This window comes from Amycolatopsis saalfeldensis, from assembly GCF_900110575.1.
Lineage (GTDB): Bacteria > Actinomycetota > Actinomycetes > Mycobacteriales > Pseudonocardiaceae > Amycolatopsis > Amycolatopsis saalfeldensis.
On the sequence record NZ_FOEF01000040.1, the window covers coordinates 1 to 21363 of the forward strand.

The following is a 21363-nucleotide window of genomic DNA, read 5'->3' on the forward strand; positions in this document are numbered from 1 at the left end:
ACCAGGCCCTTCAACTCCGTGAACTCAGGACCCATCCGCACCCGAGTCTTGATCCACGACGGCTTCTTCTCAATCGGCGTCTCACTGTTACGGACCTCCAGCCGCAACAACTTCCGCCCTTCAGGTGCAGCAGTCACGGGCTCCACAGTACGCCCGGGCGACCCGGGTGATCGCCTAGCGCGGGTCGGGGGTGACGCCCGTCAAGTCGGCCGTCAGGTCCCACAGGGCGGGACCGGTGACGGGGTTGCCGGCGGCCTGCACCGGGCGCACTTTCGTGGGGTAGCCGTGGACGCCGCCGAGGCCGCGCGGGCCGATGTAGTCGCCGCCCTGGATGTCGGGGGCGGTGGCGGCGTACAGCTCCGGCAGGGCGCCGAGGCTGACGTTCTGGGAGAGCAGGAACTCGCCCGCGTGGTGGATGGCCAGGATGGCCGAGCGGACGACCCGGTTGCCGTACGTGCGGGCCATGCCGATGCTCAGCCCGGTCGCGGTGTAACCGGGGTGCGCGAGGACGCTCAGCACCTTCGAACCCTCGGCGCGCAGCCGCCGGTCCAGCTCCAGCGCGAAAACCTGGTTGGCGAGCTTCGCCTGCCGGTACGCCGTCGCCGGGTTGTATTGGCGGTGCTCGAAGTTCGGGTCGTCCAGCCGGATCTGCGCGCCGATCGCGGCGATGCTCGAGAGCGTGACGACGCGGGCGCCGACGCCGCCGCGCAGGGCGGGCATCAGCAGCCAGGTCAGCGCCGCGTGGCCTAGGTGGTTGGTGCCGAGCTGCAGTTCGAAGCCGTCGGCGGTCTTGCCGCGGGCGGTCGCCACCACGCCGGCGTTGTTGATCAGCACGTCGAGGGCGTCGCCGGTCAGCTCGCGGACGGACGCGGCCGCCGCGCGCACCGAGGCCAGATCGGCCAGGTCCAGCGTCACCAGCTCCGGCGCGGCACCGGACGCGACCGAGCGCACCCGGTCCAGCGCGGCGGCGCCCCGCTCGGCCGAGCGGCACGCGAGCAGCACCCGCGCGCCGCGGCCGGCGAGGACTTCGGCGGTACGCAAGCCGAGGCCCGAGTTGGCGCCGGTGACCACCACCGTCCGGCCGGCCTGGTCGGTCATGTCGGCCTCGGTCCAGCGCTGGTCCATGCGTCTACCTAACTACACCTCACGCACTGGGTGCGAGCAGGCGCATCAGGTGGCCCATCGGGCTGCGCCGGCGGACCGGGCAGGCGTCGCCCGCACGCACCAGCGCGTCGAGGGTCTGCCCGACCTTGGTGATCTCCTCGGACGGCTCGCCGGGCTCCGCGAGGCCGGACGTGATCGCCAGCATCCGCAGCTCACCCTCGTGCAGCCGGGCGAGGGCGGGGTACCGCGTCCGCGCGCCGTCGAGGACCGCGCGCAGTGCCTCGTTCCCGGACTGCGCCCGGCGCCACGCCCGCGAGACGGCGTCGACCTGGTCGCTGTCGACGGTTTCGGCCGCGGCGTCGGCCGGGTCGGCGAACTCGGCGCGCAGATGGCCGCCGAGCAGTTGGCTCCACTTGTGCTGCATCGCCAGCAGCAGGTTTTCTTCGGTGCCGAAGGCGTCGGCTGCGCCGGGGATCTCCTCCAGCGTCAGCGGTTCGCCGGGTGCGCGCCCCGCGTGGCGGATGGCGGCTTCGAGGATTTCCCGGCGTCGGTAGAAGTCGGTCCAGCTCATGTGTTGGCTCCCCTTCCGTGACCCTGGCCATACCGCAGGTTTGCGGCATACTCCCGGTACGGACCTGACGGTGAGAACATACCATGGGTATGGAGAGACACCCCCGGCGTAAGGTTGTGAGCGTGCCGACAATGAGGTCCCGACGTCTCGACTATTCGGAGTCGACCCGCTCCGCGCTGGTCGAGTCCGCCGTCGAGCTGTTCACCAAGCGCGGCTACGCGGGTACCTCGCTCGACGAGGTCGCCAAGCGCGCCCGCGTCACCAAAGGCGCGCTGTACCACCATTTCAGCGGAAAGCAGGCGTTGTTCGAAGCCGCTTTCGAGTCGGTGGAAAGCCTGGTCTACGACCGGCTCGAGAAGATCATGACCGGCCCCGGCACGCCGTGGGAGCGGGCGCTCGGCGGGCTGAACACGTTCATCCGGAGCTGCCTCGACCCGGCGTACCAGCGGATCGCCATCCACGAGGCGCCGGTCGTGATGGGCTGGGAGCGCTGGCGCGAGGCCGAGGAGCAGTGCAGCTTCGGCCTGGTCCGCTCGGCCCTGCAGTCCCTTGTGGACGCCGGCGAGGTCGAGCCGGTGCCCGTGGACGTGACCGCGCGGCTGCTGTTCGGCGCGCTTTCCAGCGCGGCCACGGAAATCGCCAGTGCCACCGACCCGAAGAAGGTCAGCGGCGAGATCCAGGACGTCATCGTGCGCATGCTGCTGCGGATCCGGCAGCCCGGAGACACCGGCGAGCAGTCTGCCGCGAGCTGATTAGGCTGGCGGCCATGGACTTGAGGATCTTCACCGAGCCCCAGCAGGGCGCTTCCTACGACGATCTGCTGCGTGTGGCCAAGACGACCGAAGCCGCCGGCTACGACGCCTTCTTCCGCAGCGACCACTACTTGGCGATGGGCGGCGGCGATGGGCTGCCCGGGCCCACCGACGCGTGGATCACGCTGGCCGGGCTGGCCCGCGAGACGAGCCGGGTGCGGCTGGGCACGCTGGTCACCGCCGCCACGTTCCGGCACCCGGGCCCGCTCGCGATCGCCATCGCGCAGGTGGACCAGATGTCCGGCGGCCGGATCGAGTTCGGCCTCGGCTCGGGCTGGTTCGACGCCGAGCACACCGCATACGGCCTGACGCTGCCGCCGCTCAAGGAGCGCTTCGACCTCTACGCCGAGCAGCTGGAGATCATCACCGGGCTGTGGAAGACGCCGGTGGGGGAGAAGTACTCGTTCTCCGGCAAGAACTACACGCTCGTGGACTCGCCCGCGCTGCCGAAGCCCGCGCAGTCGCCCGCGCCGCCCGTCATCATCGGCGGCGGCGGCAAGAAGCGGACGCCGGAGCTGGCGGCCCGCTTCGCCGACGAGTTCAACCTGCCGTTCGCCGACCAGGAGACGGTGTCCGCGCAGTTCGCCCGCGTCGACGCCGCGGCCGAGGCGATCGGGCGTGACCCGAAGGAGATCCTGCGGTCGGTCGCGCTGACCGTCGCGATCGGCCGCGACGACGCCGAGGTGGCGCGACGGGCCGCGGCGATCGGCCGTGACCTCGGCCAGCTGCGCGCCGACGGACTGGCCGGGACCGCCGCCGAGGTCGTCGACCGGATCGGGCAGTGGCGGGAGAAGACCGGCGTCACCCGGCTCTACCTGCAGGTGCTGGACCTCGCCGACCTCGACCACATCGAGTTCATCGCGGCCGAGGTCGCGTCCCAGCTCTGACCTGGTGGCTGGCTGCGCCGGTGCCTGCCGGCGCAGTCAGTTCTGCAGGGCGAAGGTGACGCCGGGGGCCTTCGGCGCCTCCGGGCGCGGCAGCCAGCGGTCGTCGTTCACCGGCAGCTCGCCTTCGAGGGCGGCCAGCACGGCCTCGCGCGCCATCGGCAGCACCTCTTCGACCGTGACGTCGCGATCAAGCTCGGCCGAGAGCGACGTGACGCCGGCGTCGCGGATGCCGCACGGCACGATCGCGTCGAAGGCGGACAGGTCGGCGTTGCAGTTCAGCTCGAAGCCGTGCATGGTGACGCCGCGCTGCACGCGGATGCCGATGGCGGCGATCTTGCGCTCGATCCCGCGGTCGTCGGCCGGGATCCACACGCCGCTGCGGCCCTCGACGCGGCCGGTGCGCACGCCGAGCCGCTCGCACACCACGATCAGGGCCTCCTCGAGGCGCCGCACGTAGTGCATGACGTCGATCGGGTCGTCAAGCTTGAGGATCGGGTAGCCGACCAGCTGACCCGGGCCGTGCCAGGTGATCTTGCCGCCGCGGTCGACGTCGATCACCGGGGTGCCGTCGGTGGGCCGGTCCGCGGGCTCGGTGCGCTTGCCCGCGGTGTACACCGAAGGGTGTTCCAGCAGCAGCAACGTGTCCGGGCCGGTGTCGTCGGCGCGCGCGGCGAGGACCTCGCGCTGCAGGTCCCAGGCCTCGGTGTACGCGATCGTGCCGAGTTCCCGGACGTCGACGGGTTCGCTGGCGGCACGGCAGGAAGGGCTCGAAGAACTCACGCGTCGAGGCTACGCCCGTCTCGGCCGGGAACGGGCAGGAGCCGGAGTGCGCTCGCCGACACCAGCCCGACGCCGAGCACCGCCAGCACCGCGCCGACGGTGTCGGTCACCCAATGCACCCCCAGCACGACCCGGCAGACGGCCGCGAGCACGGTGGCCGCGGCGCCGACCGCTGCGGCTTTCCTGACCAGCCGAGGCGCGAGCCAGGCCGCGAGCAGCACGACGACCAGCGCGGCCGACGCGACGGACACGACGTGCCCGCTGGGGTAGCTGAGGTCGGGGTACTGGCGTGGGCGCTGGCGCAGGAAAACGGGCTTGAACACCGTGCTGGTCAGCCGGCACAGGATGAGGACAGCCGCGAGCTTCAGGCAGAGCGGGAGGTGCGTGCGGTTGCGCAGGGCGAGCGCGGCCAGCGCCACGCCGACCACGATGGGGAGGACCGGTCCGAACACGTTCGTGACCACTCCGGCGACCCGCCCGGCGGGTCGGGAATCCTGCCCGCGCAACGCATCCGCGACGGCTTGGTCCAGCCCCAGCGGTTGCCGGTCGACTGCCAGGCCGAGAGCGAGGAAGGCGGCCAGGAGGACAACGCCGGTCACCAGCCAGCGGACCCGGGGGACGGTCATGAGCTGACCGGCCGAGGCGTGGTGGCGCGGAGTGGCTGGGTGACCGGTGGGATTCGGTGACCGGGTGGCGGCTGGGGTGGGCTCACCGGTGAGCCGGGTGGGGCGATCCGGGGCCCGGGTGCTGGTGCGGGGTGCGGGGTGAGTCGGGGCTTGCGTGTCGCGGGCTGGGGGCTGAGGTGGGTGGGGTGTGGGCACGTCTGGGGTTCGGGCATGGAGGGCCCGGTGCCGGGCTGGGCGGGGTGCGGCCATAGCCGGGGCGTGCGTATCGCGGGGAGGGCGCAGGGCCTGGCGGGGTGTGGCTGCGGTCGGGGTTCGTGTGCTGAGGGCTGGGTGGGGTGCGGGCGCAGCCGGGATTCGCGTGTCGCGGGCCGGGTGCTGAGCTGGCTGGGGCGTGGGCATGCCAGGGGTTCGTGCATGGAGGGCCGGGCGAAGGACCGGGTGGGGTGTGGCTGTAGCCGGGGTTCGTGTGGCGATGGCTGGGTGGCGTGGAGGCACAGTTGGGACTTGTGTGCCGCGGGCAGGGTGCAGGGTCGGGTGGGGTGTGGCTGTAGCCGGGGTTCGTGTGGCGATGGCTGGGTGGCGTGGAGGCACAGTTGGGACTTGCGTGCCGCGGGCAGGGTGCAGGGTCGGGTGGGGTGTGGCCGCAGATGTGGTTCGTGTGCTGAGGGCTGGGTGGGGTGCGGGCGCAGCCGGAACCCGTGGGGCGACGGGTGGGTGCGGGGCCGGGTGGGGTGGCGGGGCGTGGTCACGTCGCTGCGGCCAGGGCGGTTTCCAGGGTTTCGTGGCGGAAGGTGTAGCCCGCGCGTTCCAGTTCACGCGGGACGGCTCGCTGGCCGAACAGCGCCATCTCCTCCGCGGCCTGGCCGAGGGCCAGCTTCAGGGCGAAACCGGGCGCCATCCACGGCGCCGGGCGGTGGACGGCGCGGCTCAGGGCCCGCGTGAACTCCGTGTTGCTCACCGGGGCCGGGCCGGTCAGGTTGACCGGGCCGGAGAGGTCGTCGCGGGTCAGGGCGTGGAGCAGGGCGCCGACCTGGTCGTCGAGGGAGATCCAGGACATGAACTGGCGGCCGTCGCCCAGGCGGGCGCCCAGTGCGAGCTTGAAGAGCGGCCGCAGCAGGGCCATCAGGCCGCCTTGGCGGGACAGCACCAAGCCCGTCCGCACCGACACCACGCGGGCGCCGGACGCGGTGGCCGGGGCGGTCGCCGACTCCCACGCCGTGCACAGTTCGGCCAGGAAGCCTTGGCCTGCCGGGGAAGTCTCGTCGAGGACCGTCGAACCGCCGTTTCCGTAGTAGCCGACCGCGGAGCCGTTCACCAGCACCCCGACGCCGTGCTCGGCGACGGCTTCGGCCAGTACCTCGGTGGGCTCCACGCGGCTGTCGAGCAGCACCTGCTTGCGCATCGCGCTCCAGCGGCCCGGCAGCAGCGGCGCGCCGCACAGGTTGACGACCGCGTCGACGCCGGTGAAGGCGCCCTCGTCGATCCGGGCGGACGGCGGGTCCCAGCCGCGTTCGTCGGCCGCCCGCGCATCCCGGCGCACCAGCCGGAGGACGTCGTGGCCGGACGTCCGCAGCCGGACGGCCAGCGCCGTGCCGATGAGCCCGCCGGAGCCCGCGATGAGTACCCGCATGCCTGAGATCGTGTCCTATCCGTTCTGGTTCCGCACGCCCGGTCTCAATTGGCCGGCGACGTCCGCCGCCGCCGTCAGCAGGACCAGCGCGGGGATGGTGGCGGCCGGGCGCAGCCGGTAGCTGCCACGGCGGTCCTGCTCGACCAGCCCGGCGCTGGTGAGGGCCTTGAGGTGGTGATACAGCTGGCCCGGCGAGCCCAGTCCGGCGGCCTCCTGCAGGGCTGCGCCGGTCTGCGCGCCGTCCTGCGCCAGCGCGCGCACGAGCGCGATCCGGACCGGGTTGGCCAGCGCGGCCAGCACCTCGACCCGCGGGCCGTCGGGCAGCGCCAGCACGGCGGGTGCGGCCAGCCGGATCGCCCAGCGCAGCTCGCCCGGTTCGGTCAGCTCGCCCTGGTAGCCGACAACGCCCCCGGGAGTGTCCGGAATGGACTCCGCCGGCCGCCCCTCGAGCGCGGCCACCCGCCGTTCCAGCGCCGCGAGGCGCTCGGCCAGGTCCGGATCGTCGGTCATGGACTCAGTGTCCCAGCGCGCGCTCCAACCCGGTGAAGCCGCCCGGCGTGGCGAGGCTGCCGATCGCGGCCTCGATCAACGGGCCGGAGTTCAGGGAGTCCACATCGGACACATTCGTGAGCATCATCACGCCGGTGCCGGTGCGCCCGGGCGAGAGCAGGTCCAGGCCGATGGTGATCACGCCGGGCAGGCTGCCGCCCTTGAACAGCACCGAGTCCGCGCCCGGTGGCACCCGGTCCGCCAGGCTGAGGGCGAGGACGTCACGGGCGAGCGCCGCGGCCTGCCCGCCGCCGGTGGCGAGTGCGCGGTGCATCGCGAACAGGCCGGTCGCCGGGCCGCGGCCGGTCCGGGCGACCCACGCGAGCGTCGACTCCGGGGTCGGCGGATGCGAGAACGCTTGCGGCAGCACAAGTTTCCGGAACCCGGGGTCGCGGGCGAACCGGTCCGACAACGCGTCACCGACGGCTCGGCGCACTGGCACCGGCGTGCCCGGAGGCGGTGCGTACTCGGGGAAGAGCCACAGCAATGTCTCGCCGCCGAACATGCGCAGATCCGGGTCCGGCCAGCCGCCCTTCGCGGCGGCCGCGCGGAGGGCCGGGTCGCCGAGGCGGGCGCGCAGGTAGTCGGCCGCGGCGTTGTCGCTGAACAGGATCATCGCCTCGGCCAGCTTCTGCAGCGGCACCCGCTGTTCCGGGTCCTTCGCGACGCCGTACTCGTCACACGGGACGCCGAGCCAGGTCAGCGCGCTGTGGTGCGAGCCCGAGCCGATGAGGCCGTCGCCGAGGTAGGGATGGCGGGCGTCCCAATCACCCAGCCGGACCGGCTCGCCCGGGTCGATCCGGCCCGCGGCCACGGCGCCGGTGTAAGCGGCCAGGTGCACGACCTTGATCGCGGACGCCAGCACGCGCGACTCATCGGGACGGTGCCGAAGCCGGTGGCCAGTGCCGTAATCCGCGACCACGGACACATCGGCGCGGTGGGCGGCAAACCACTCGAGCCAGCCTTCGGGCGTCGAGGTGTCCGGTGGTGCGGCGGCATTCGCGGTCGCGGGCAGCAGGAGAGCGGCCGAGCCGGCGGCGGCCACGGTGGTCAGCAAGCTTCGTCTGGTGAGCATGGCACCACGATACTCCGGAACTCTGTAATTCCGGAATAACGGAGTTCGCGGAAACGACGAAGGCCGCCGCACTCTTGAGGGAGTGCGGCGGCCTTCGCTGCGGGAAGTGCCGGGGTCTTACAGGCCCAGCTCGTCCTCGAAGTTGCCCTCTTCCAGACGCTGCTTGATCGTGGTCAGGAAGCGGCCGGCGTCCGCGCCGTCGACCAGGCGGTGGTCGTAGGTCAGCGGCAGGAACACCATCGAGCGGACGGCGATCGTGTCGTTGCCCTCGGCGTCGGCCACCACGACCGGGCGCTTCACGACGGCGCCGGTCCCGAGCATGCCGGACTGCGGCTGCACGATGATCGGCGTGTCGAACAGGGCGCCGTTGCTGCCGATGTTCGTGACGGTGAAGGTGCCGCCCGACAGCTCGTCCGGCTTGATCTGCCCGGCGCGCGCGCGGCCCGCCAGGTCGGCGATGCGGTGCGCGAGACCGGCCAGGCTCAGCTCGCCGGCGTCGTGGATGACCACCGAGAGCAGGCCCTTGTCGGTGTCCACCGCGATGCCCAGGTGCACGGCGCCGTGGTAGGTGATCTCCTTCGTGTCCTCGTTGTAGGACGCGTTGACGTTCGGGTGCTGCTTGAGCGCCTCGACCGTCGCCTTGGCGAAGAACGGCAGGAACGTGAGGTTGACGCCCTCGCGCTCCTTGAACGCCGCCTTCGCGCGCTGGCGCAGTTTGGCGATCTTGGTGACGTCGACCTCGTGCACCTGCGTGAGCTGCGCCGAGACCTGCAGCGACTCGCGGGTCTTCGACGCCGTGATCTGCCGGATCCGGCTCGCCTTCTGGACGGTGCCGCGCAGGGCGGCGATGTCCGGCGAGACGGCCGTGGCGGCACGCGGTTTGGCGGCCGCGGCCGTGGCGGGCGCCGACGCGGCCTGCGGGGCGGCAGCGACGGGCGCCGGGGCGGCCGCCTTCTGCTTGGCCTCGGCCGCGGCGAGCACGTCCTGCTTGCGGATCCGGCCGCCGACCCCGGTGCCGGTCAGGGCGGTGAGGTCGATGTCGTGCTCCGTGGCGAGCTTGCGCACCAACGGGGTCACGTACGGGCCGTCCGCCGAGCCGTTGTCCGAAGTGGACGGAGCAGGCGCGGCAGGCGCTGCGGGTGCGGCAGGCGCCGCGGGCTGCGGCGTCGGCTTGGCCTGCTGGACCGGCTCGGGCGTGGGCTCGGGCTTCGGTGCCGGTGCGGGAGCAGGCGCGGGGGCGGGTGCCGCCGCGGGCGCCGCGCCGGCGGCACCGATCACCGCGAGCACGCCGCCGACCTCGACGGTCTCGTCCTCGCCCGCGCGGATCTCCAGCACGGTGCCGGCGACCGGCGACGGGACCTCGGTGTCGACCTTGTCCGTGGAGATCTCCAGCAGCGGCTCGTCGACCTCGACCGCGTCGCCGACCTGCTTCAGCCAGCGGGTGACGGTGCCCTCGGTGACGCTCTCGCCCAGCTCGGGCAGCTTCACCTCGGTGCCTTCACCGCCGGCCGCGGGCGCGGGCGTCGGCGCCTCGGCCTGGGCCGGCTCGGGAGCCGGCTCCGGCTGCTTCTCTTCGACGGGCGCGGCCGCTTCGGCCGGCGCCGCGGGAGCCGAGGACTCGGGCACGCCGCCGGTGCCGTCGTCGATCACGGCGAGCTCGCCGCCGACCTCGACGGTCTCGTCCTCCTGGGCGCTGATCTTCACAACCGTGCCGGCGACCGGCGACGGGACCTCGGTGTCGACCTTGTCCGTGGAGATCTCCAGCAACGGCTCGTCGACCTCGACGGTGTCGCCCTCCTGCTTCAACCACCGGGTGACGGTGCCTTCGGTGACGCTCTCACCGAGCTCCGGCAACGTGACGGAGTAGGCCATCGTTCGCTGACTCCCTTGATCTGTGAAACGTGGTGTGGATTCTGCCGGTGAGACGTCAGCTGTGCACGTGCAGCGGCTTGCCGGCGAGGGCAAGGAACGCTTCACCGAGGGCCTCGGTCTGGGTGGGGTGCGCGTGGATCAGCGGGGCGACGTCCTCCGGGAACGCCTCCCAGCTGTAGATCAGCTGCGCTTCGCCGATCAGCTCGCCGACGCGGTCGCCGACCATGTGCACGCCGACGACGGGGCCGTCGGGGGCCTTCACCAGCTTGACCCCACCGGAGGTCTTGAGGATCTGGCTCTTGCCGTTGCCGCCGAGGTCGTAGGTGAACGTGGTGACGTCCGCCCCGTACTTCTCCTTGGCCTGCGATTCGGTGAGGCCGACGGAGGCGACCTCGGGGTGGGAGTAGGTGACGCGCGGGATGCCGCTCTCGTCGATCGCGCGCGGGGCCAGCCCGGCGATCTCCTCGGCGACGAAGATGCCCTGCTGGAAGCCGCGGTGCGCGAGCTGCAGGCCGGGGACGATGTCGCCGACGGCGTAGACGTTCGGCAGGTTGGTGCGCAGGCGGTCGTCGGTGAGCACGAAGCCGCGCTCGATCTTGACGCCGGCCTCCTCGTAGCCGTGCCCGGCCGAGTTCGGGCCGCGGCCGACGGCGACCAGCAGCAGGTCCGCGTCGATGGTCTCGCCGGACTCCAGCGAAACGCTCACGCCGTTGTCGTCCTGCTTCGCGCCGGTGAACCGCACGCCGGTCTTGAAGGCGATCTTGCGCCGGCGGAACGCGCGCTCGAGCTGCTTGGAGGCGAACTCGTCCTCGTTCGGCACGAGCCGCGGGAGCGCCTCGACCACGGTGACGTCGACGCCGAAGGAGGCCCACACGCTGGCGAACTCGACGCCGATCACGCCGCCGCCCAGCACCACGACCTTCTTGGGCACGTAGTCGAGCGAAAGGGCCTGCTCACTGGCGATGATCCGGCCGCCGAGCTCGAGGCCGGGCAGGGTGCGGGAGTAGGAACCCGTGGCCAGGATGACGTTCTTGCCCGTGTGGCGGGTGCCCTCCACCTCGACCGTGGTGCCGCCGACGAACGTGCCGGAGCCTTCGACCAGGTTGACCTTGTGGGCCTTGGCCAGGCCCTGCAGCCCCTTGTACAGCCGGGAGACGATGCCGTCCTTGTACTTGTTGACACCGGCGATGTCGATGCCTTCGAAGACGGCCTTGACGCCGACGGAATCGGCTTCACGGGTCTCGTCGGCGACCTCGGCGGCGTGGAGCAGGGCCTTGGTCGGGATGCAGCCCCGGTGGAGGCAGGTCCCGCCCAGCTTGTCCTTCTCGATCAGCGTGACGGAAAGGCCCAGCTCGGCCGCGCGGAAGGCCGCGGCGTAGCCGCCCGATCCGCCTCCCAGGATCACAAGGTCGGCGGAGGTGTCGGTCACTTCAATAACTCCTCGGCAGCGTTAGGGGTGAAGCTCTGTTGCCGCCCGGCGCGGTATAAACGCGCGCGCGACAACGCCATCTTGTCACTACGCTGATCCGGCTTGCGACCTAGCCGGGCGAAGGCGGCCTCTGCGACACCGACCACACCCGGGCCCGGGAATAATGGAAGCCGGACACGAGCAGGAAGAGAGGTGGTCGGAGTGGGGATCTTCGACTCGCTGCGCCGGCGGGGCCGCGGTGGCCGCCCGGGCACGACGCGCAAGGCCAGTTCGGAGGACACCCGGCACCTGGAGGAATGGGCCGCGGCCCGGCGCGGGGTGGAGGCCTATGTGGAGCCGAAGACGAACGTCACGGAGGCCACCGTGGTCCTGGTCGCGCACGACGGCGAGTGGACGCGGCGCCGCATCGGCGGCCTCGAGTCCGCCCAGCAGTTCGGGCACCGGCGGTCCATCCCGGTGTACGAGGTGGCCCGGGTCGGTTACCCCAAGCGCATGCGCGAGTACACCGAGCGAAAGAAGCGCGGTCAGGCGCCTGGGTGAGGTTGCTCACCCCGTGTCGTGCCGGGTCAGCCGGCGGCCTCCAGCAGCCGCAGGTGGTGCTCCAGCAGCGCGCGGAACGTCGGGTGCGCGGTGCTGCCGAACACGGCGTCGACCTCGACCGCGCGCCACTGGCCGCCGGTGGCGGTGAGCAGCACCACGGCGGGCTCGGAGACGATCACCACCGGGCCGTCCGCACGGAGTTCGCGCGCGGGCAGCAGCCGCGGGAAGACGACGTCCGCGGGCAGCCCGTCGGCCGTCCGCAGGAACTCCCGGTAGTCGGCGGGCAACGTCGTGCCCAGTCGCGTTTCGGTCGCCGCGATGTCGCTTTCGGACGCCGGGGAGGGCGCCTGCTGGCCGCGTAGCCGCACGACCGCGGCGACAAGCTCGGGCCAGCTGCCGGCGTCGGCGGGGTAGCGCTCGCGCAGGGCCGCGACGAGCGCGGCGGCGCACTGCTCAGGCCATTCGGGACCGAGGCCGAGCGGGTCGGTGCCGGCCACGAGCCGCGCGGCGAGCGGGCGGGTCGCGCCGAGGGCGGCGACGTCCGGACTCGGGTGGCCGGCGACGAGCGCGCCCCACCCTTCGAGGTCGCCTTCGGCGAGCGCGGTGCGAACCGGGTCGGGCCGTCCCGGCGCGAGCCCGGCGACGACGCCCGCGACGGGCGAGCCGTCGAAGACGCCCTCCAGTTCGGACACGCGGCGGGTCAACAGTGCTTGGTGTGCTTGCTCTTCGGCATCGAGGTCCAAAGGGGACAGTGCGTCTGCCCACTGTGGACGGACGCCGCGTGCCTCGGCCAGCATCGCCCAGGCCCGCGCGCGCACGGCGTCGTCCGCCAGCCGCGTGACGGGCCGCTCGGTCACCTGCTGCCACTGCGTGACGAGCCGGTCGGCCTCTTCGGGCGCGCCCGCGGTGGCGAGCAAGAGCGCGGCGTGGCCGACCCGCCGGTCGACGGTCGCCTCGTCCCCGGTGAGGACGTCGCGGACCGCTGCCTCGAGGTACTCGTCACGCTCCATGGGCGCGAGGGTGCCACAAAACCGCGAAGGCCTCCTTACCTCGCGTGCGAAGCGGGTAAGGAGGCCTTCACGGAACTGTCGGAAAGGCGGGTCAGCCCTGGTCGGCGATGTCGGCCAGCACCGCGGCGATGGTGCGGACCGGGACGCCGGTGCCGCCCTTGCCGGTGTAGCCCCACGGGCTGCCGGTGTGGTACGCCGGGCCCGCGACGTCGATGTGGGCCCACGGCAGGCCCTCGGCCACGAACTCGCGCAGGAAGATGCCGGCGGCGAGCATGCCGCCCCAGCGGTGGCCGGTGACGTTGGCCAGGTCGGCCAGGCGGGAGTCGAGGTCGGCGCGCAGCTCCTCGGGCAGCGGCATCGCCCAGCCGCCTTCGCCGGTGGCCTGCATGATGCCCGCGACGCGGTCGCGGAACTCGTCGGAGCCCATCACGCCCGCGGTGCGCTTGCCGAGCGCGACGACCTGGGCGCCGGTCAGGGTGGCGGTCTCGATCAGGTAATCCGGGTTCTCCTCGGCGGCGCGCACGATCGCGTCGGCCAGCACCAGACGGCCTTCGGCGTCGGTGTTGAGCACCTCGACGGTCTTGCCGCCGTACATGGTCAGCACGTCGCCCGGACGGTAGGCGGTGCCCGAGGGCAGGTTCTCCGCCAGCGGGATGTGCGCGGTCACCTCGAGCGGGTACTTGAGCTTCGCGGCCAGCACCACCGAGGCCAGCACGGCGGCGGCGCCGGACATGTCGGAGGTCATGTCGTCCATGCCCGCGGCGGGCTTGATCGAGATGCCGCCCGAGTCGAATGTGATGCCCTTGCCGACCAGCGCGACCTTCTTGACCGCCTTGGCCGGCTTGTAGCCGACGCGCAGCAGGCGCGGCGGGCGCGAGGAGCCGCCGCCGACGCCGAGGATGCCGCCGAAGCCCTTGCGCTTGAGCGCCTTCTCGTCGAGCACCTCGAAGTCGAGGCCGGCGGCCTCGGCGAGCTTCTTCGCGCGGTCGGCGAAGGAGGCCGGGAACAGGTCGTTCGGCGGGGTGTTGATCAGGTCGCGGGCGATGATCACGGACTCGGCGATGGCGGTCGCGGCCTTCAGCGTCGCCTTGTGCTCACGCGGCGCGCCGTCCGCCGGGCTGACGAAGTCCGCCTTGGCCAGCGGGGCGTCGCCCTTCTCGGAGCGGTACTCGGTGAAGGTGTACGCGCCGAGCACGAGCCCTTCGACGGCGGCCTGCAGGTCGAGCGCGGACAGCGTGACGAACGCGCGCTCGGTCCCGGCCAGCGCCCGGCCGGCGGCACCGGCGGCGCGGCGGACCTGCTCGGCGGTGACGGTGCCGCCGGCCTGCTTGCCGAGGCCCACGGCCAGCACCACCGAAGCCGGGAGCTTGCCCAGCGTCGGCACCTTGACGACCTCTTCGGCCTTGCCGCTCGCACCGAGCGTGGCGAGCACCTCGGCGAGCTTGCCGTCGAACGCGGCGTCGGCGAGGGCGGCGCCGTCGGCCAGCGTCGGGCCGTTCTCCCCGGGCAGGGTGCCGATCACCACCACGTCGGCGCGGGTTTTGGCCAGTGCCGCCTCGCTGTTGTCGGAGAGGGTTAGCTTCGGCACGGTCACTTCTGGCTCCTCGCGCGTTCACGGTGGTACCGGGCGGCGCGCCCGGACGGATCGTGAGCCATGCTAATGACACGGGTGGCCGGACGTCGGAAGGGGACCATCGTGCGTCTGGGGGGAGGGCTCCTCGTCGTGCTCGCGGTGGGGGCCGCCGGCGCCGGTTACTGGGTACTCGCGGGGGCGGTGCTCGCCGCGGTCGTCGCCGTCTTCACCACCCGGCTGCCTGCGTCCGGCGACGGCCGGGCCGAGCGTTACGTCGGTGGTTTCGCCCGGCTGGCGCTGGTCGTGGTGTACGGGATCGTGTTCGGCGATTACGTGGTGCCCGGCGCCCCGGCGCCCGCCGCGGCGGGGCTGGTCCTGGTGGTCGCGGCCGCCGACCTGGCCGGGCTCCGGCTGCCGGCGGAGCTGCGACGGTGGTCGACCGTGGCGCTGCTGGTCGCCGCGGCGGTGCTCGTGGTGCTGTGCTCGGTGATCGCGCCGGTGCCGGCCGCCGTCGGGATCGGCGCGCCGGACGTCGCCGGGATCGTGGTGGCGGCGCTGGTCGTGCTGCCGTTCCTGCTGCCGTCGGAAGGGGATCGCGCACTCCGCCGGACGGCCACGCTCGGCGGGGTCGCGGTGCTGGTGACGCTCGTCGCGCTGGTGCAGCTCGGCCCGATCCGGCTGGGCCTGTCCGCGACGTCGTTCCGCGACCTGCTCTACGCCGCGGACGCCGGGCAGCTGCAGCCGTTGCTCACCGTGGTCGTGGTGCTCGCGACGGTCCCCGCCGCGCTGACCACGTTCACCGACGCGCGCGTGCGCTTCGCGCCGGAAGGCGGCCTGACGGGGGCGGCCGGCGGGATCGTCGGCGCGGTCGCGGCGCTGCTCGTGACGCCGTACGCGGCGCTGCTCGCGGCCGGTTTCGGCACGGTCGCCGAACTGGTGCTGCGGGCGCGCGGGCGCCACTACCGTGACGCGCATGACTGATTACCGCTGGGAGCCGGGGCAGACCGTGGTCGAGCGGTTCGTGCGGCCCGACGGCAGCATCGGCCAGCACCACCCGTTGCGCGTGGTCTCCGACGACGGCCGCGTGCTGTTCGGCTGGCTCCCGATGGGCACGCCGATCGTCGGCAGCCGGCTCGCCGACGGCCGCCGGATGCACGAAGCCCCGCTCGAGGAGCGCTTCCGCGTCCCGCGCGTGCCGGTGCCCGACACCTGGCACGGCACCTCGACGCTGCGGATGATCACCGAGGACGAGTGGTCGTCGGTCTGGTGGTTCTTCGGGCCGGACGGCCGCTTCCGGGAGTGGTACGTCAACCTCGAGCTGCCGATGGGCCGCACCGCCGCCGGGCCGGACCGGATCGACGGCGTGCTGGACGTCGTGGTCACCCCGGACGGCGGCTGGCGCTGGGAGGACGAGGACGAGGCCGCGGAAGCCGTCCTCGCCGGGCGGCTCACCGCCGGGCAGCTGGACCGGCTGCGCGCGGAGGGGGAGCGGCTCGGCGCGCTGGCCGAGCGCTGCGCGTTCCCGTTCGACGGCACGCACACGGACTTCCGGCCGGACCCGGCTTGGCCCGCGCCGGAGCTGCCCGCCGGGCTGCGCTGAGCCCGGGGGTGATCAGGCGGCGGTGAGCAGCAGGATCCCGGCCAGCACGACGTTGACCACCAGCAGGATGATCACCGAGCGGGTCGGCAGGTCCGTCGCGAACACCTTGCCGTGCAGGCTGCGCCACCAGTAGATGCCGAAGCCCGCCGCGACGAGGCCGAGGAAGAAGCCGAAGCCGCTGCTCAGCAGGGCCCAGCCGACCATGCCGAGCAGGCCGGCGCCGAAGGTCAGCAGGACCGCCGTGCCGAAGGTCTTCAGGTCGGTGCCGAACCCGGGCTTGGCCGGAAGTGCGGGTTGTGAGGTCACGCCGCCATCCTAGTGGCGTCACGTGGGGTCACGCTGTGGGCGCGGGAGTACGCGGCGTGTGAAATAGGCGGTCTTCCGACTAACGCGCCTCCGACCAAGCGCTATCGTCTAACCATGACGACAGCGACGCAGTTCACCCATGTCCCGAACTCGAGCCCCGCGAGCCCGGAACGCGTCGCCGAGGTACTCGCCCACCCCGGGTTCGGGACCTACTTCACCGACCACATGGTCACGGTGAAGTGGAACGCGGCTCAGGGCTGGCACGACGCGACGGTGGGGCCGTACGCGCCGTTCTCGCTCGACCCGGCCACGTCCGTGCTGCACTACGGGCAGGCGATCTTCGAGGGGCTCAAGGCCTACCGCCAGCCGGACGGCTCCATCGCCGCGTTCCGTCCCGACGCCAACGCCGAGCGCTTCCAGGACTCCGCCGAGCGGCTCGCGATGCCGAAGCTGCCGGTGGAGATCTTCGTCGACTCGCTGCGCGAGCTGGTCGCCGCCGACGAGCGCTGGGTGCCCACGAAACAGGGCGAATCCCTTTACCTGCGCCCGTTCATGATCTCCACCGAGACCGGCCTCGGCGTCAACCGGCCGGCCGGCGAGTACGTGTACGCGGTGATCGCCTCGCCCGCCGGGCCGTACTTCAGCGGTGGCGTGAAGCCGGTGAGCGTGTGGCTTTCCACGGAGTACGTGCGCGCGGCGCCCGGCGGCACCGGGTTCGCCAAGTGCGCCGGCAACTACGCGGCGTCGTTCGTGGCGCAGGCGCAGGCCGTCGAGAAGGGCTGCGACCAGGTGGTGTGGCTCGACGCCGTCGAGCGTCGCTGGGTCGAGGAGATGGGCGGGATGAACCTGTTCTTCGTCTTCGGCTCGGGTGAAGACGCGCGTGTGGTGACGCCGGAGCTGACCGGCTCGCTGCTGCCGGGCGTCACCCGCAAGTCGCTGCTGCAGCTCGCGCAGGGCATGGGCCACGCCGTCGAGGAGCGCCGGATCTCCACCGAAGAATGGGAGAAGGCGGCCGCCTCGGGTGAGCTGACCGAGGTCTTCGCCTGCGGCACCGCGGCGGTCATCACGCCGGTCGGGCACGTCAAGCACGCGGGCGGCGAGTTCTCCGTCTCGGGCGGCGAGCCGGGCACGCTGACGATGAAGCTGCGTGAGGAACTGGTCGGCATCCAGGAGGGCACGCGCCCGGCCTCCGAGGGCTGGATGCTGCCGCTGCGCTGAGGCGGACAACAACGGCGAAAGGGCCGCTCGCGACCGGACAACTGGTCGCGAGCGGCCCTTTCGCTTCGGTTCAGGAAGCCTCGACCGGGACGAGCGGGCCGGAGACGCCGGACTGCTCGTGGGTGGTCATCTCGGCCAGCACGCGGGCCGCCATCATCAGCAACGGCAGGGCGGTGACCGCGCCGGTCCCCTCGCCGAGGCGGACGTCGAGGTCCAGCAGGCCGCCGAGGTCGAGGTGCTCCAGGGCCAGCGCGTGCGCGGGCTCGCCGGTCAGCTGGCCGGACATCCACCAGCGGCGCGCGCCGGGCGCCAGCTCCTCGGCCACCATCGCGGCGGCGCAGACCACGAGGCCGTCGAGCACCACCGGCGTGCGGCGGACCGCCGCCTGCGCCAGGAAACCGGCCATCGCGGCGATGTCGGCGCCCGAGGAGGTGCGGAGCAGCGCCAGCGGGTCGGCGAGGACCGCGCGGGCGCGGCGGAGCGCGTCGCGGACCGCGGCGGCCTTGCGCATCCACGCGTTGTCGTCGATGCCGGAGCCGCGGCCGACCACGGCCACCGGCTCGCTGCCGGTCAGCGCGGCGACCAGCACGGACGCCGGGGTGCTGTTGCCGATGCCCAGGTCGCCCGCGATGAGCAGGTCGGCGCCGCCGTCCACCTCGCTGTCGGCGATCGCGATGCCGGCGCGCACGGCGGCGCGGACCTCGTCGTCGGTGAGGGCGTCCTCGACGTCGATCGAGCCCGAGCCGCGGCGGACCTTGAACTCGCCGATCGACCGCATGGCCGACTCGCCGGTGTCCACGGCCATGTCGACCACGCGCACGCTGGCGCCGGCCGCGGCCGCGAGCACGTTGATCGCCGCGCCGCCGGTGAGCATGGTGCCGACGAGCTGCGAGGTCACCTCGGCGGGATAGGCCGAGACGCCCCTCTGGGCGATCCCGTGGTCACCCGCGAACACGATCACCCGCGGCCGGGTGAACGGCCGCGGCGGCGCCTGCCCCTGGCAGGCCGAGATCCACACGCCCAGCTCCTCCAGGCGGCCGAGCGAGCCGGCCGGCTTCACGAGCTTGCCGTGCAAGGCGATCGCCGCCGACCGGGCCTGGTCGCTGGGCGGCTCGATCTCGCCGAACTCGATGCTGGTGTCCGCGTCCACGCCAGGCCTTTCTCTCGCCGGGGTACCCGGTGGCAAACCTACCGGCCGCCGCCGGAAAACCTCCGGCGCCCACCGCGGATCGCGCCCGGCGCGCTCGGCTGCACGCCGGAGCCGCCGGCCCAGTAGGGTCGCGCGACGTGCGGGAAACGACTGCGGCCGGGGTGGTGCTGGCCAGTGGCGCCGGCACCCGCGTCGGCGCCGAGCTGAACAAGGTGTACCTGCCCGTCGCGGGCCGGCGGGTGGTGGCGTGGTCGCTGGCGGCGTTCGCCGCGGTGGCCGACGTGGGCGTGCTCGTGCTGGTCATCCGGCCCCAGGACGAGGTGCTGGCCGACGAGGTGCTGGCCGCGCACCCCGGTCCGGTCGAGATCGTGACCGGCGGGGCGACGCGCCAGGCTTCGGAGCTGAATGCGTTGCGCCACCTGGCTTCCCGGATCGCGGACGGCAGCGTGGACGCCGTGCTGCTGCACGACGCGGCCCGGCCGTTGGCTTCGCCGGAGCTGATCGCCGACGTGCTCGCGCAGACGCGGGAGCACGGGGGAGCGGTGCCGGGCCTCGCCGCCGACGACGTGGTCGCGGTGACCAGCCGGACGGTGGCCGGCGAGACGGTTTCGGCGCGGGTCCCGGGCGCCATCCGCGTCCAGACCCCGCAGGGCTTCCGGGCCCAGCCGCTGCTCGCGGCGTACGAACAGGCCGACGCCGAGGGCTTTCTCGGCACGGACACGGCTTCGTGCATGGAGCGGTTCTCCGCGCTGCCGGTGCGCTGGGTGCCCGGCGGCGCGGAGAACCTGAAGATCACCTACCCGCACGACCTGCTGGTGGCCGAGCGGCTGCTGAGCCGGTGATCAGGGGCCGCTGATCAGGGGCTGCGGGTCAGCGAGGCGTCGCGCTCGACGACGTCCTCGAGGGCCTCGTCGATCGCGGTGAGCAGCTCCGGCTCGAGCTTCACCCCGGCCGCCTTGACGTTCTCGTGCACCTGCTCGGGGCGGGACGCGCCGATGATCGCCGAGGCGACGTTCGGGTTCTGCAGCACCCACGCCACGGCCAGCTGCGCCATGCTCAGCCCGGCTTCGGCCGCCAGCGGCTCCAGCTTGGCGACGGCGGTGAGCGTCTTGTCGTTCAGGAAGCCCTTGACCGTGTTCGCGCCGCCGTTCTCGTCGGTCGCGCGCGAGCCCGCGGGCAGCGGCTGCCCGGCCTTGTACTTGCCGGTGAGCACGCCCTGCGCGATCGGCGACCAGACGATCTGGCTCAGCCCCTCGCGCTCGGACGCCGGCACCACCTGCGACTCGATCACCCGCCACAGCATCGAGTACTGCGGCTGGTTCGAGACGAACGGGACCTTCAGCTCACGGGCCAGCTCCGCGCCCCGGGTGATCTGCTCGGCGGTCCACTCCGAGACGCCGACGTAGAGCACCTTGCCCTGGCGCACCAGGTCGGCGAAGGCGAGCATCGTCTCTTCCAGCGGCACGCTCCGGTCGAACCGGTGCGCCTGGTAGAGGTCGAGGTAGTCGGTGCCGAGCCGCTGGAGCGACGCGTTCGCCGACTCCAGGATGTGCTTGCGGGAGAGGCCCTTGTCGTTCGGCCCCTTCGGCCCGGTGGGCCAGAAGACCTTGGTGAAGATCTCCAGGCTCTCCCGGCGCTGCCCCTTCAGGCCCCGGCCCAGCACGGATTCCGCGGCGGTGTTGGCGTAGACGTCGGCGGTGTCGAACGTGGTGATGCCCGCCTCGAGCGCCGCCTTGATGCAGGCCTGGGCCTGCTCCTCCTCGACCTGGGAACCGTGCGTGAGCCAGTTGCCGTAGGAGATCTCACTGATGTTGAGGCCGCTGCGGCCAAGTCGTCGAAACTCCATGACCCACAGCCTAGGCGAGGTTGTTCGCTTCGCTAACGAACCCCGGCCCGTCGGGTCAGCTCGGGATCGGCTCGCCCGGCTTGAGGCGGGGCTTCGGCACGCGCAGCTTGCGGATCTGGCTCGCCCGGACGAAGGCGTACCAGCCGAGGCCGCGCACGCCCACCGCCTCCTTCGGGAAGCGCTCGCGCGCCAGCCGGCCGATGCGGCGGCCGTTCACCACGCCTTCGACGGCCATCACGAGCAGCATCGCCATGCAGACGAGGGTGATGTACTGCTGCGCCGAGGGCACCGGGATCAGCAGCGCCACGAAGACCAGGATCGCCAGCGGCATGAACAGGCCCAGGATGTTGCGCCGGGAGTCGACCAGGTCGCGCACGTACGCCTTGACCGGGCCGCGGTCGCGGGCGGGCAGGTACTTCTCGTCGCCGGCCATCATCCGGGCGCGGGATTCGCGCGCGGCGCTGCGGCGCTCCTCCTTGAGCTGCGGGTTCGCCTTGCGCAGCTCCTTGTTGCGCTTCATCGCCTCACGCATGCTGGTGGGCGGCGGCGCGACCGGTCCCCGCTTCTTCGCCTCGGCTTCCCGCCGCTTCGGCGTCGCCCGGCCCTTGCCCGGCGTGTACGACGCCTTGCCGGTGGCGGCATCGATTTCGATGGCGTCGCCGTCGTCGGCGGCGGTGTCTGTGGTGCTTCGGCGCAGGAACCTCACCTCACCAGGGTATTGCAGGCGTCACGGCGTTGTTCACCAGGTGCGTTGGATGTGCGACGATGGCGGGGGAACAGATCGG

At 72.6% G+C, this 21363-nt stretch carries 22 protein-coding genes and 1 pseudogene; 7 read left to right on the plus strand and 16 right to left on the minus strand.

Annotated features, from left to right (window positions below; genetic code table 11):
- The 3 genes and pseudogenes from BMY97_RS46670 to BMY97_RS43830 form a co-directional block, all read right to left on the minus strand.
- Positions 1 to 137, minus strand: a pseudogene (locus BMY97_RS46670) (lipoyl synthase); the annotation flags it as partial.
- Positions 138 to 174: 37 nt separating this feature from the next.
- The gene (locus BMY97_RS43825) at positions 175 to 1125 is read right to left on the minus strand and encodes an oxidoreductase (protein WP_091629349.1); all 951 of its coding nucleotides are present in this window, start codon (positions 1123 to 1125) and stop codon (positions 175 to 177) included.
- Positions 1126 to 1144: 19 nt separating this feature from the next.
- Complete coding sequence (locus BMY97_RS43830) at positions 1145 to 1675, minus strand: hypothetical protein (RefSeq protein WP_091629351.1); 531 nt, start codon at positions 1673 to 1675, stop codon at positions 1145 to 1147.
- 131 nt (positions 1676 to 1806) lie between these two features.
- Here BMY97_RS43830 and BMY97_RS43835 point away from each other — a divergent pair, with 131 nt between their 5' ends.
- Positions 1807 to 2427 (plus strand): TetR/AcrR family transcriptional regulator, encoded by a 621-nt coding sequence (locus BMY97_RS43835; RefSeq protein WP_091629353.1) that lies wholly within the window; start codon positions 1807 to 1809, stop codon positions 2425 to 2427.
- 14 nt (positions 2428 to 2441) lie between these two features.
- Entirely contained in the window at positions 2442 to 3374 is a 933-nt protein-coding gene (locus tag BMY97_RS43840; RefSeq protein ID WP_091629354.1) for an LLM class F420-dependent oxidoreductase, read from the plus strand.
- A 36-nt stretch (positions 3375 to 3410) separates the two neighbouring features.
- On the opposite strand, the gene lipB is transcribed toward BMY97_RS43840, so the two are convergent.
- The 7 genes from lipB to lpdA form a co-directional block, all read right to left on the minus strand.
- Positions 3411 to 4154 carry a lipoyl(octanoyl) transferase LipB gene (lipB, locus tag BMY97_RS43845; RefSeq protein WP_091629356.1) on the minus strand — a complete coding sequence of 248 codons (744 nt, stop codon included), beginning with the start codon at positions 4152 to 4154 and terminating at the stop codon, positions 3411 to 3413.
- The gene (locus BMY97_RS43850; protein WP_091629358.1) at positions 4151 to 4780 is read right to left on the minus strand and encodes a phosphatase PAP2 family protein; all 630 of its coding nucleotides are present in this window, start codon (positions 4778 to 4780) and stop codon (positions 4151 to 4153) included. Before BMY97_RS43850 ends, lipB begins: the two co-directional genes overlap by 4 nt.
- A gap of 745 nt (positions 4781 to 5525) precedes the next feature.
- Positions 5526 to 6410 carry a TIGR01777 family oxidoreductase gene (locus tag BMY97_RS43855; RefSeq protein WP_091629360.1) on the minus strand — a complete coding sequence of 295 codons (885 nt, stop codon included), beginning with the start codon at positions 6408 to 6410 and terminating at the stop codon, positions 5526 to 5528.
- A 15-nt stretch (positions 6411 to 6425) separates the two neighbouring features.
- Positions 6426 to 6920, minus strand: a complete 495-nt coding sequence (locus BMY97_RS43860; protein ID WP_091629362.1) for an ArsR/SmtB family transcription factor — start codon at positions 6918 to 6920, stop codon at positions 6426 to 6428.
- A gap of 4 nt (positions 6921 to 6924) precedes the next feature.
- A complete protein-coding gene (locus tag BMY97_RS43865) occupies positions 6925 to 8034 on the minus strand; it encodes a serine hydrolase (RefSeq protein WP_091629364.1) in 1110 nt (369 codons plus the stop codon).
- Between the two features lie 117 nt (positions 8035 to 8151).
- Entirely contained in the window at positions 8152 to 9906 is a 1755-nt protein-coding gene (gene sucB / locus BMY97_RS43870) for a 2-oxoglutarate dehydrogenase, E2 component, dihydrolipoamide succinyltransferase (protein WP_091629366.1), read from the minus strand.
- A 55-nt stretch (positions 9907 to 9961) separates the two neighbouring features.
- Entirely contained in the window at positions 9962 to 11335 is a 1374-nt protein-coding gene (gene lpdA / locus BMY97_RS43875) for a dihydrolipoyl dehydrogenase (RefSeq protein WP_091629368.1), read from the minus strand.
- Positions 11336 to 11527: 192 nt separating this feature from the next.
- Here lpdA and BMY97_RS43880 point away from each other — a divergent pair, with 192 nt between their 5' ends.
- Positions 11528 to 11875, plus strand: coding sequence for an oxidoreductase (locus BMY97_RS43880; RefSeq protein WP_091629370.1), 348 nt, complete (start codon positions 11528 to 11530; stop codon positions 11873 to 11875).
- Between the two features lie 26 nt (positions 11876 to 11901).
- On the opposite strand, the gene BMY97_RS43885 is transcribed toward BMY97_RS43880, so the two are convergent.
- Positions 11902 to 12885 carry an SMI1/KNR4 family protein gene (locus tag BMY97_RS43885; protein ID WP_091629371.1) on the minus strand — a complete coding sequence of 328 codons (984 nt, stop codon included), beginning with the start codon at positions 12883 to 12885 and terminating at the stop codon, positions 11902 to 11904.
- Positions 12886 to 12976: 91 nt separating this feature from the next.
- Positions 12977 to 14479 (minus strand): leucyl aminopeptidase, encoded by a 1503-nt coding sequence (locus tag BMY97_RS43890; protein WP_091629373.1) that lies wholly within the window; start codon positions 14477 to 14479, stop codon positions 12977 to 12979.
- A gap of 102 nt (positions 14480 to 14581) precedes the next feature.
- On the opposite strand from BMY97_RS43890, the gene BMY97_RS43895 reads away from it, so the two are divergent.
- Entirely contained in the window at positions 14582 to 15439 is an 858-nt protein-coding gene (locus tag BMY97_RS43895; RefSeq protein ID WP_091629412.1) for a sulfatase, read from the plus strand.
- Positions 15432 to 16058, plus strand: coding sequence for a ribonuclease FAU-1 family protein (locus tag BMY97_RS43900; protein ID WP_177231850.1), 627 nt, complete (start codon positions 15432 to 15434; stop codon positions 16056 to 16058). Before BMY97_RS43895 ends, BMY97_RS43900 begins: the two co-directional genes overlap by 8 nt.
- A 12-nt stretch (positions 16059 to 16070) precedes the next feature.
- Here the strand turns inward: BMY97_RS43900 and BMY97_RS43905 are convergent, their stop codons facing one another.
- Positions 16071 to 16364 carry a hypothetical protein gene (locus tag BMY97_RS43905; RefSeq protein ID WP_091629374.1) on the minus strand — a complete coding sequence of 98 codons (294 nt, stop codon included), beginning with the start codon at positions 16362 to 16364 and terminating at the stop codon, positions 16071 to 16073.
- Positions 16365 to 16478: 114 nt separating this feature from the next.
- Between BMY97_RS43905 and BMY97_RS43910 the strand changes: the two genes are divergently transcribed.
- Complete coding sequence (locus tag BMY97_RS43910; RefSeq protein WP_091629376.1) at positions 16479 to 17582, plus strand: branched-chain amino acid aminotransferase; 1104 nt, start codon at positions 16479 to 16481, stop codon at positions 17580 to 17582.
- A gap of 70 nt (positions 17583 to 17652) precedes the next feature.
- Here the strand turns inward: BMY97_RS43910 and cobT are convergent, their stop codons facing one another.
- Positions 17653 to 18732, minus strand: coding sequence for a nicotinate-nucleotide--dimethylbenzimidazole phosphoribosyltransferase (cobT, locus tag BMY97_RS43915; protein ID WP_091629377.1), 1080 nt, complete (start codon positions 18730 to 18732; stop codon positions 17653 to 17655).
- A gap of 161 nt (positions 18733 to 18893) precedes the next feature.
- Between cobT and BMY97_RS43920 the strand changes: the two genes are divergently transcribed.
- The gene (locus BMY97_RS43920; protein ID WP_091629379.1) at positions 18894 to 19574 is read left to right on the plus strand and encodes an IspD/TarI family cytidylyltransferase; all 681 of its coding nucleotides are present in this window, start codon (positions 18894 to 18896) and stop codon (positions 19572 to 19574) included.
- A gap of 14 nt (positions 19575 to 19588) precedes the next feature.
- Here the strand turns inward: BMY97_RS43920 and BMY97_RS43925 are convergent, their stop codons facing one another.
- Together BMY97_RS43925 and BMY97_RS43930 are read right to left on the minus strand one after the other, a co-directional pair.
- Positions 19589 to 20578 carry an aldo/keto reductase family protein gene (locus BMY97_RS43925; RefSeq protein ID WP_091629381.1) on the minus strand — a complete coding sequence of 330 codons (990 nt, stop codon included), beginning with the start codon at positions 20576 to 20578 and terminating at the stop codon, positions 19589 to 19591.
- Positions 20579 to 20633: 55 nt separating this feature from the next.
- Positions 20634 to 21284 carry a DUF3043 domain-containing protein gene (locus BMY97_RS43930; RefSeq protein ID WP_091629384.1) on the minus strand — a complete coding sequence of 217 codons (651 nt, stop codon included), beginning with the start codon at positions 21282 to 21284 and terminating at the stop codon, positions 20634 to 20636.
- Between the last annotated feature and the right edge of the window lie 79 nt (positions 21285 to 21363).

Coding starts and splice junctions, on each gene's coding strand:
- BMY97_RS43825 (WP_091629349.1), bottom strand. CDS start 1,125: ATGGACCAGCGCTGGACCGAGGCCGACATGACCGACCAGGCCGGCCGG.
- BMY97_RS43830 (WP_091629351.1), bottom strand. CDS start 1,675: ATGAGCTGGACCGACTTCTACCGACGCCGGGAAATCCTCGAAGCCGCC.
- BMY97_RS43835 (WP_091629353.1), top strand. CDS start 1,807: ATGAGGTCCCGACGTCTCGACTATTCGGAGTCGACCCGCTCCGCGCTG.
- BMY97_RS43840 (WP_091629354.1), top strand. CDS start 2,442: ATGGACTTGAGGATCTTCACCGAGCCCCAGCAGGGCGCTTCCTACGAC.
- BMY97_RS43850 (WP_091629358.1), bottom strand. CDS start 4,780: ATGACCGTCCCCCGGGTCCGCTGGCTGGTGACCGGCGTTGTCCTCCTG.
- BMY97_RS43855 (WP_091629360.1), bottom strand. CDS start 6,410: ATGCGGGTACTCATCGCGGGCTCCGGCGGGCTCATCGGCACGGCGCTG.
- BMY97_RS43860 (WP_091629362.1), bottom strand. CDS start 6,920: ATGACCGACGATCCGGACCTGGCCGAGCGCCTCGCGGCGCTGGAACGG.
- BMY97_RS43865 (WP_091629364.1), bottom strand. CDS start 8,034: ATGCTCACCAGACGAAGCTTGCTGACCACCGTGGCCGCCGCCGGCTCG.
- sucB (WP_091629366.1), bottom strand. CDS start 9,906: ATGGCCTACTCCGTCACGTTGCCGGAGCTCGGTGAGAGCGTCACCGAA.
- BMY97_RS43885 (WP_091629371.1), bottom strand. CDS start 12,885: ATGGAGCGTGACGAGTACCTCGAGGCAGCGGTCCGCGACGTCCTCACC.
- BMY97_RS43900 (WP_177231850.1), top strand. CDS start 15,432: ATGACTGATTACCGCTGGGAGCCGGGGCAGACCGTGGTCGAGCGGTTC.
- BMY97_RS43910 (WP_091629376.1), top strand. CDS start 16,479: ATGACGACAGCGACGCAGTTCACCCATGTCCCGAACTCGAGCCCCGCG.
- BMY97_RS43925 (WP_091629381.1), bottom strand. CDS start 20,578: ATGGAGTTTCGACGACTTGGCCGCAGCGGCCTCAACATCAGTGAGATC.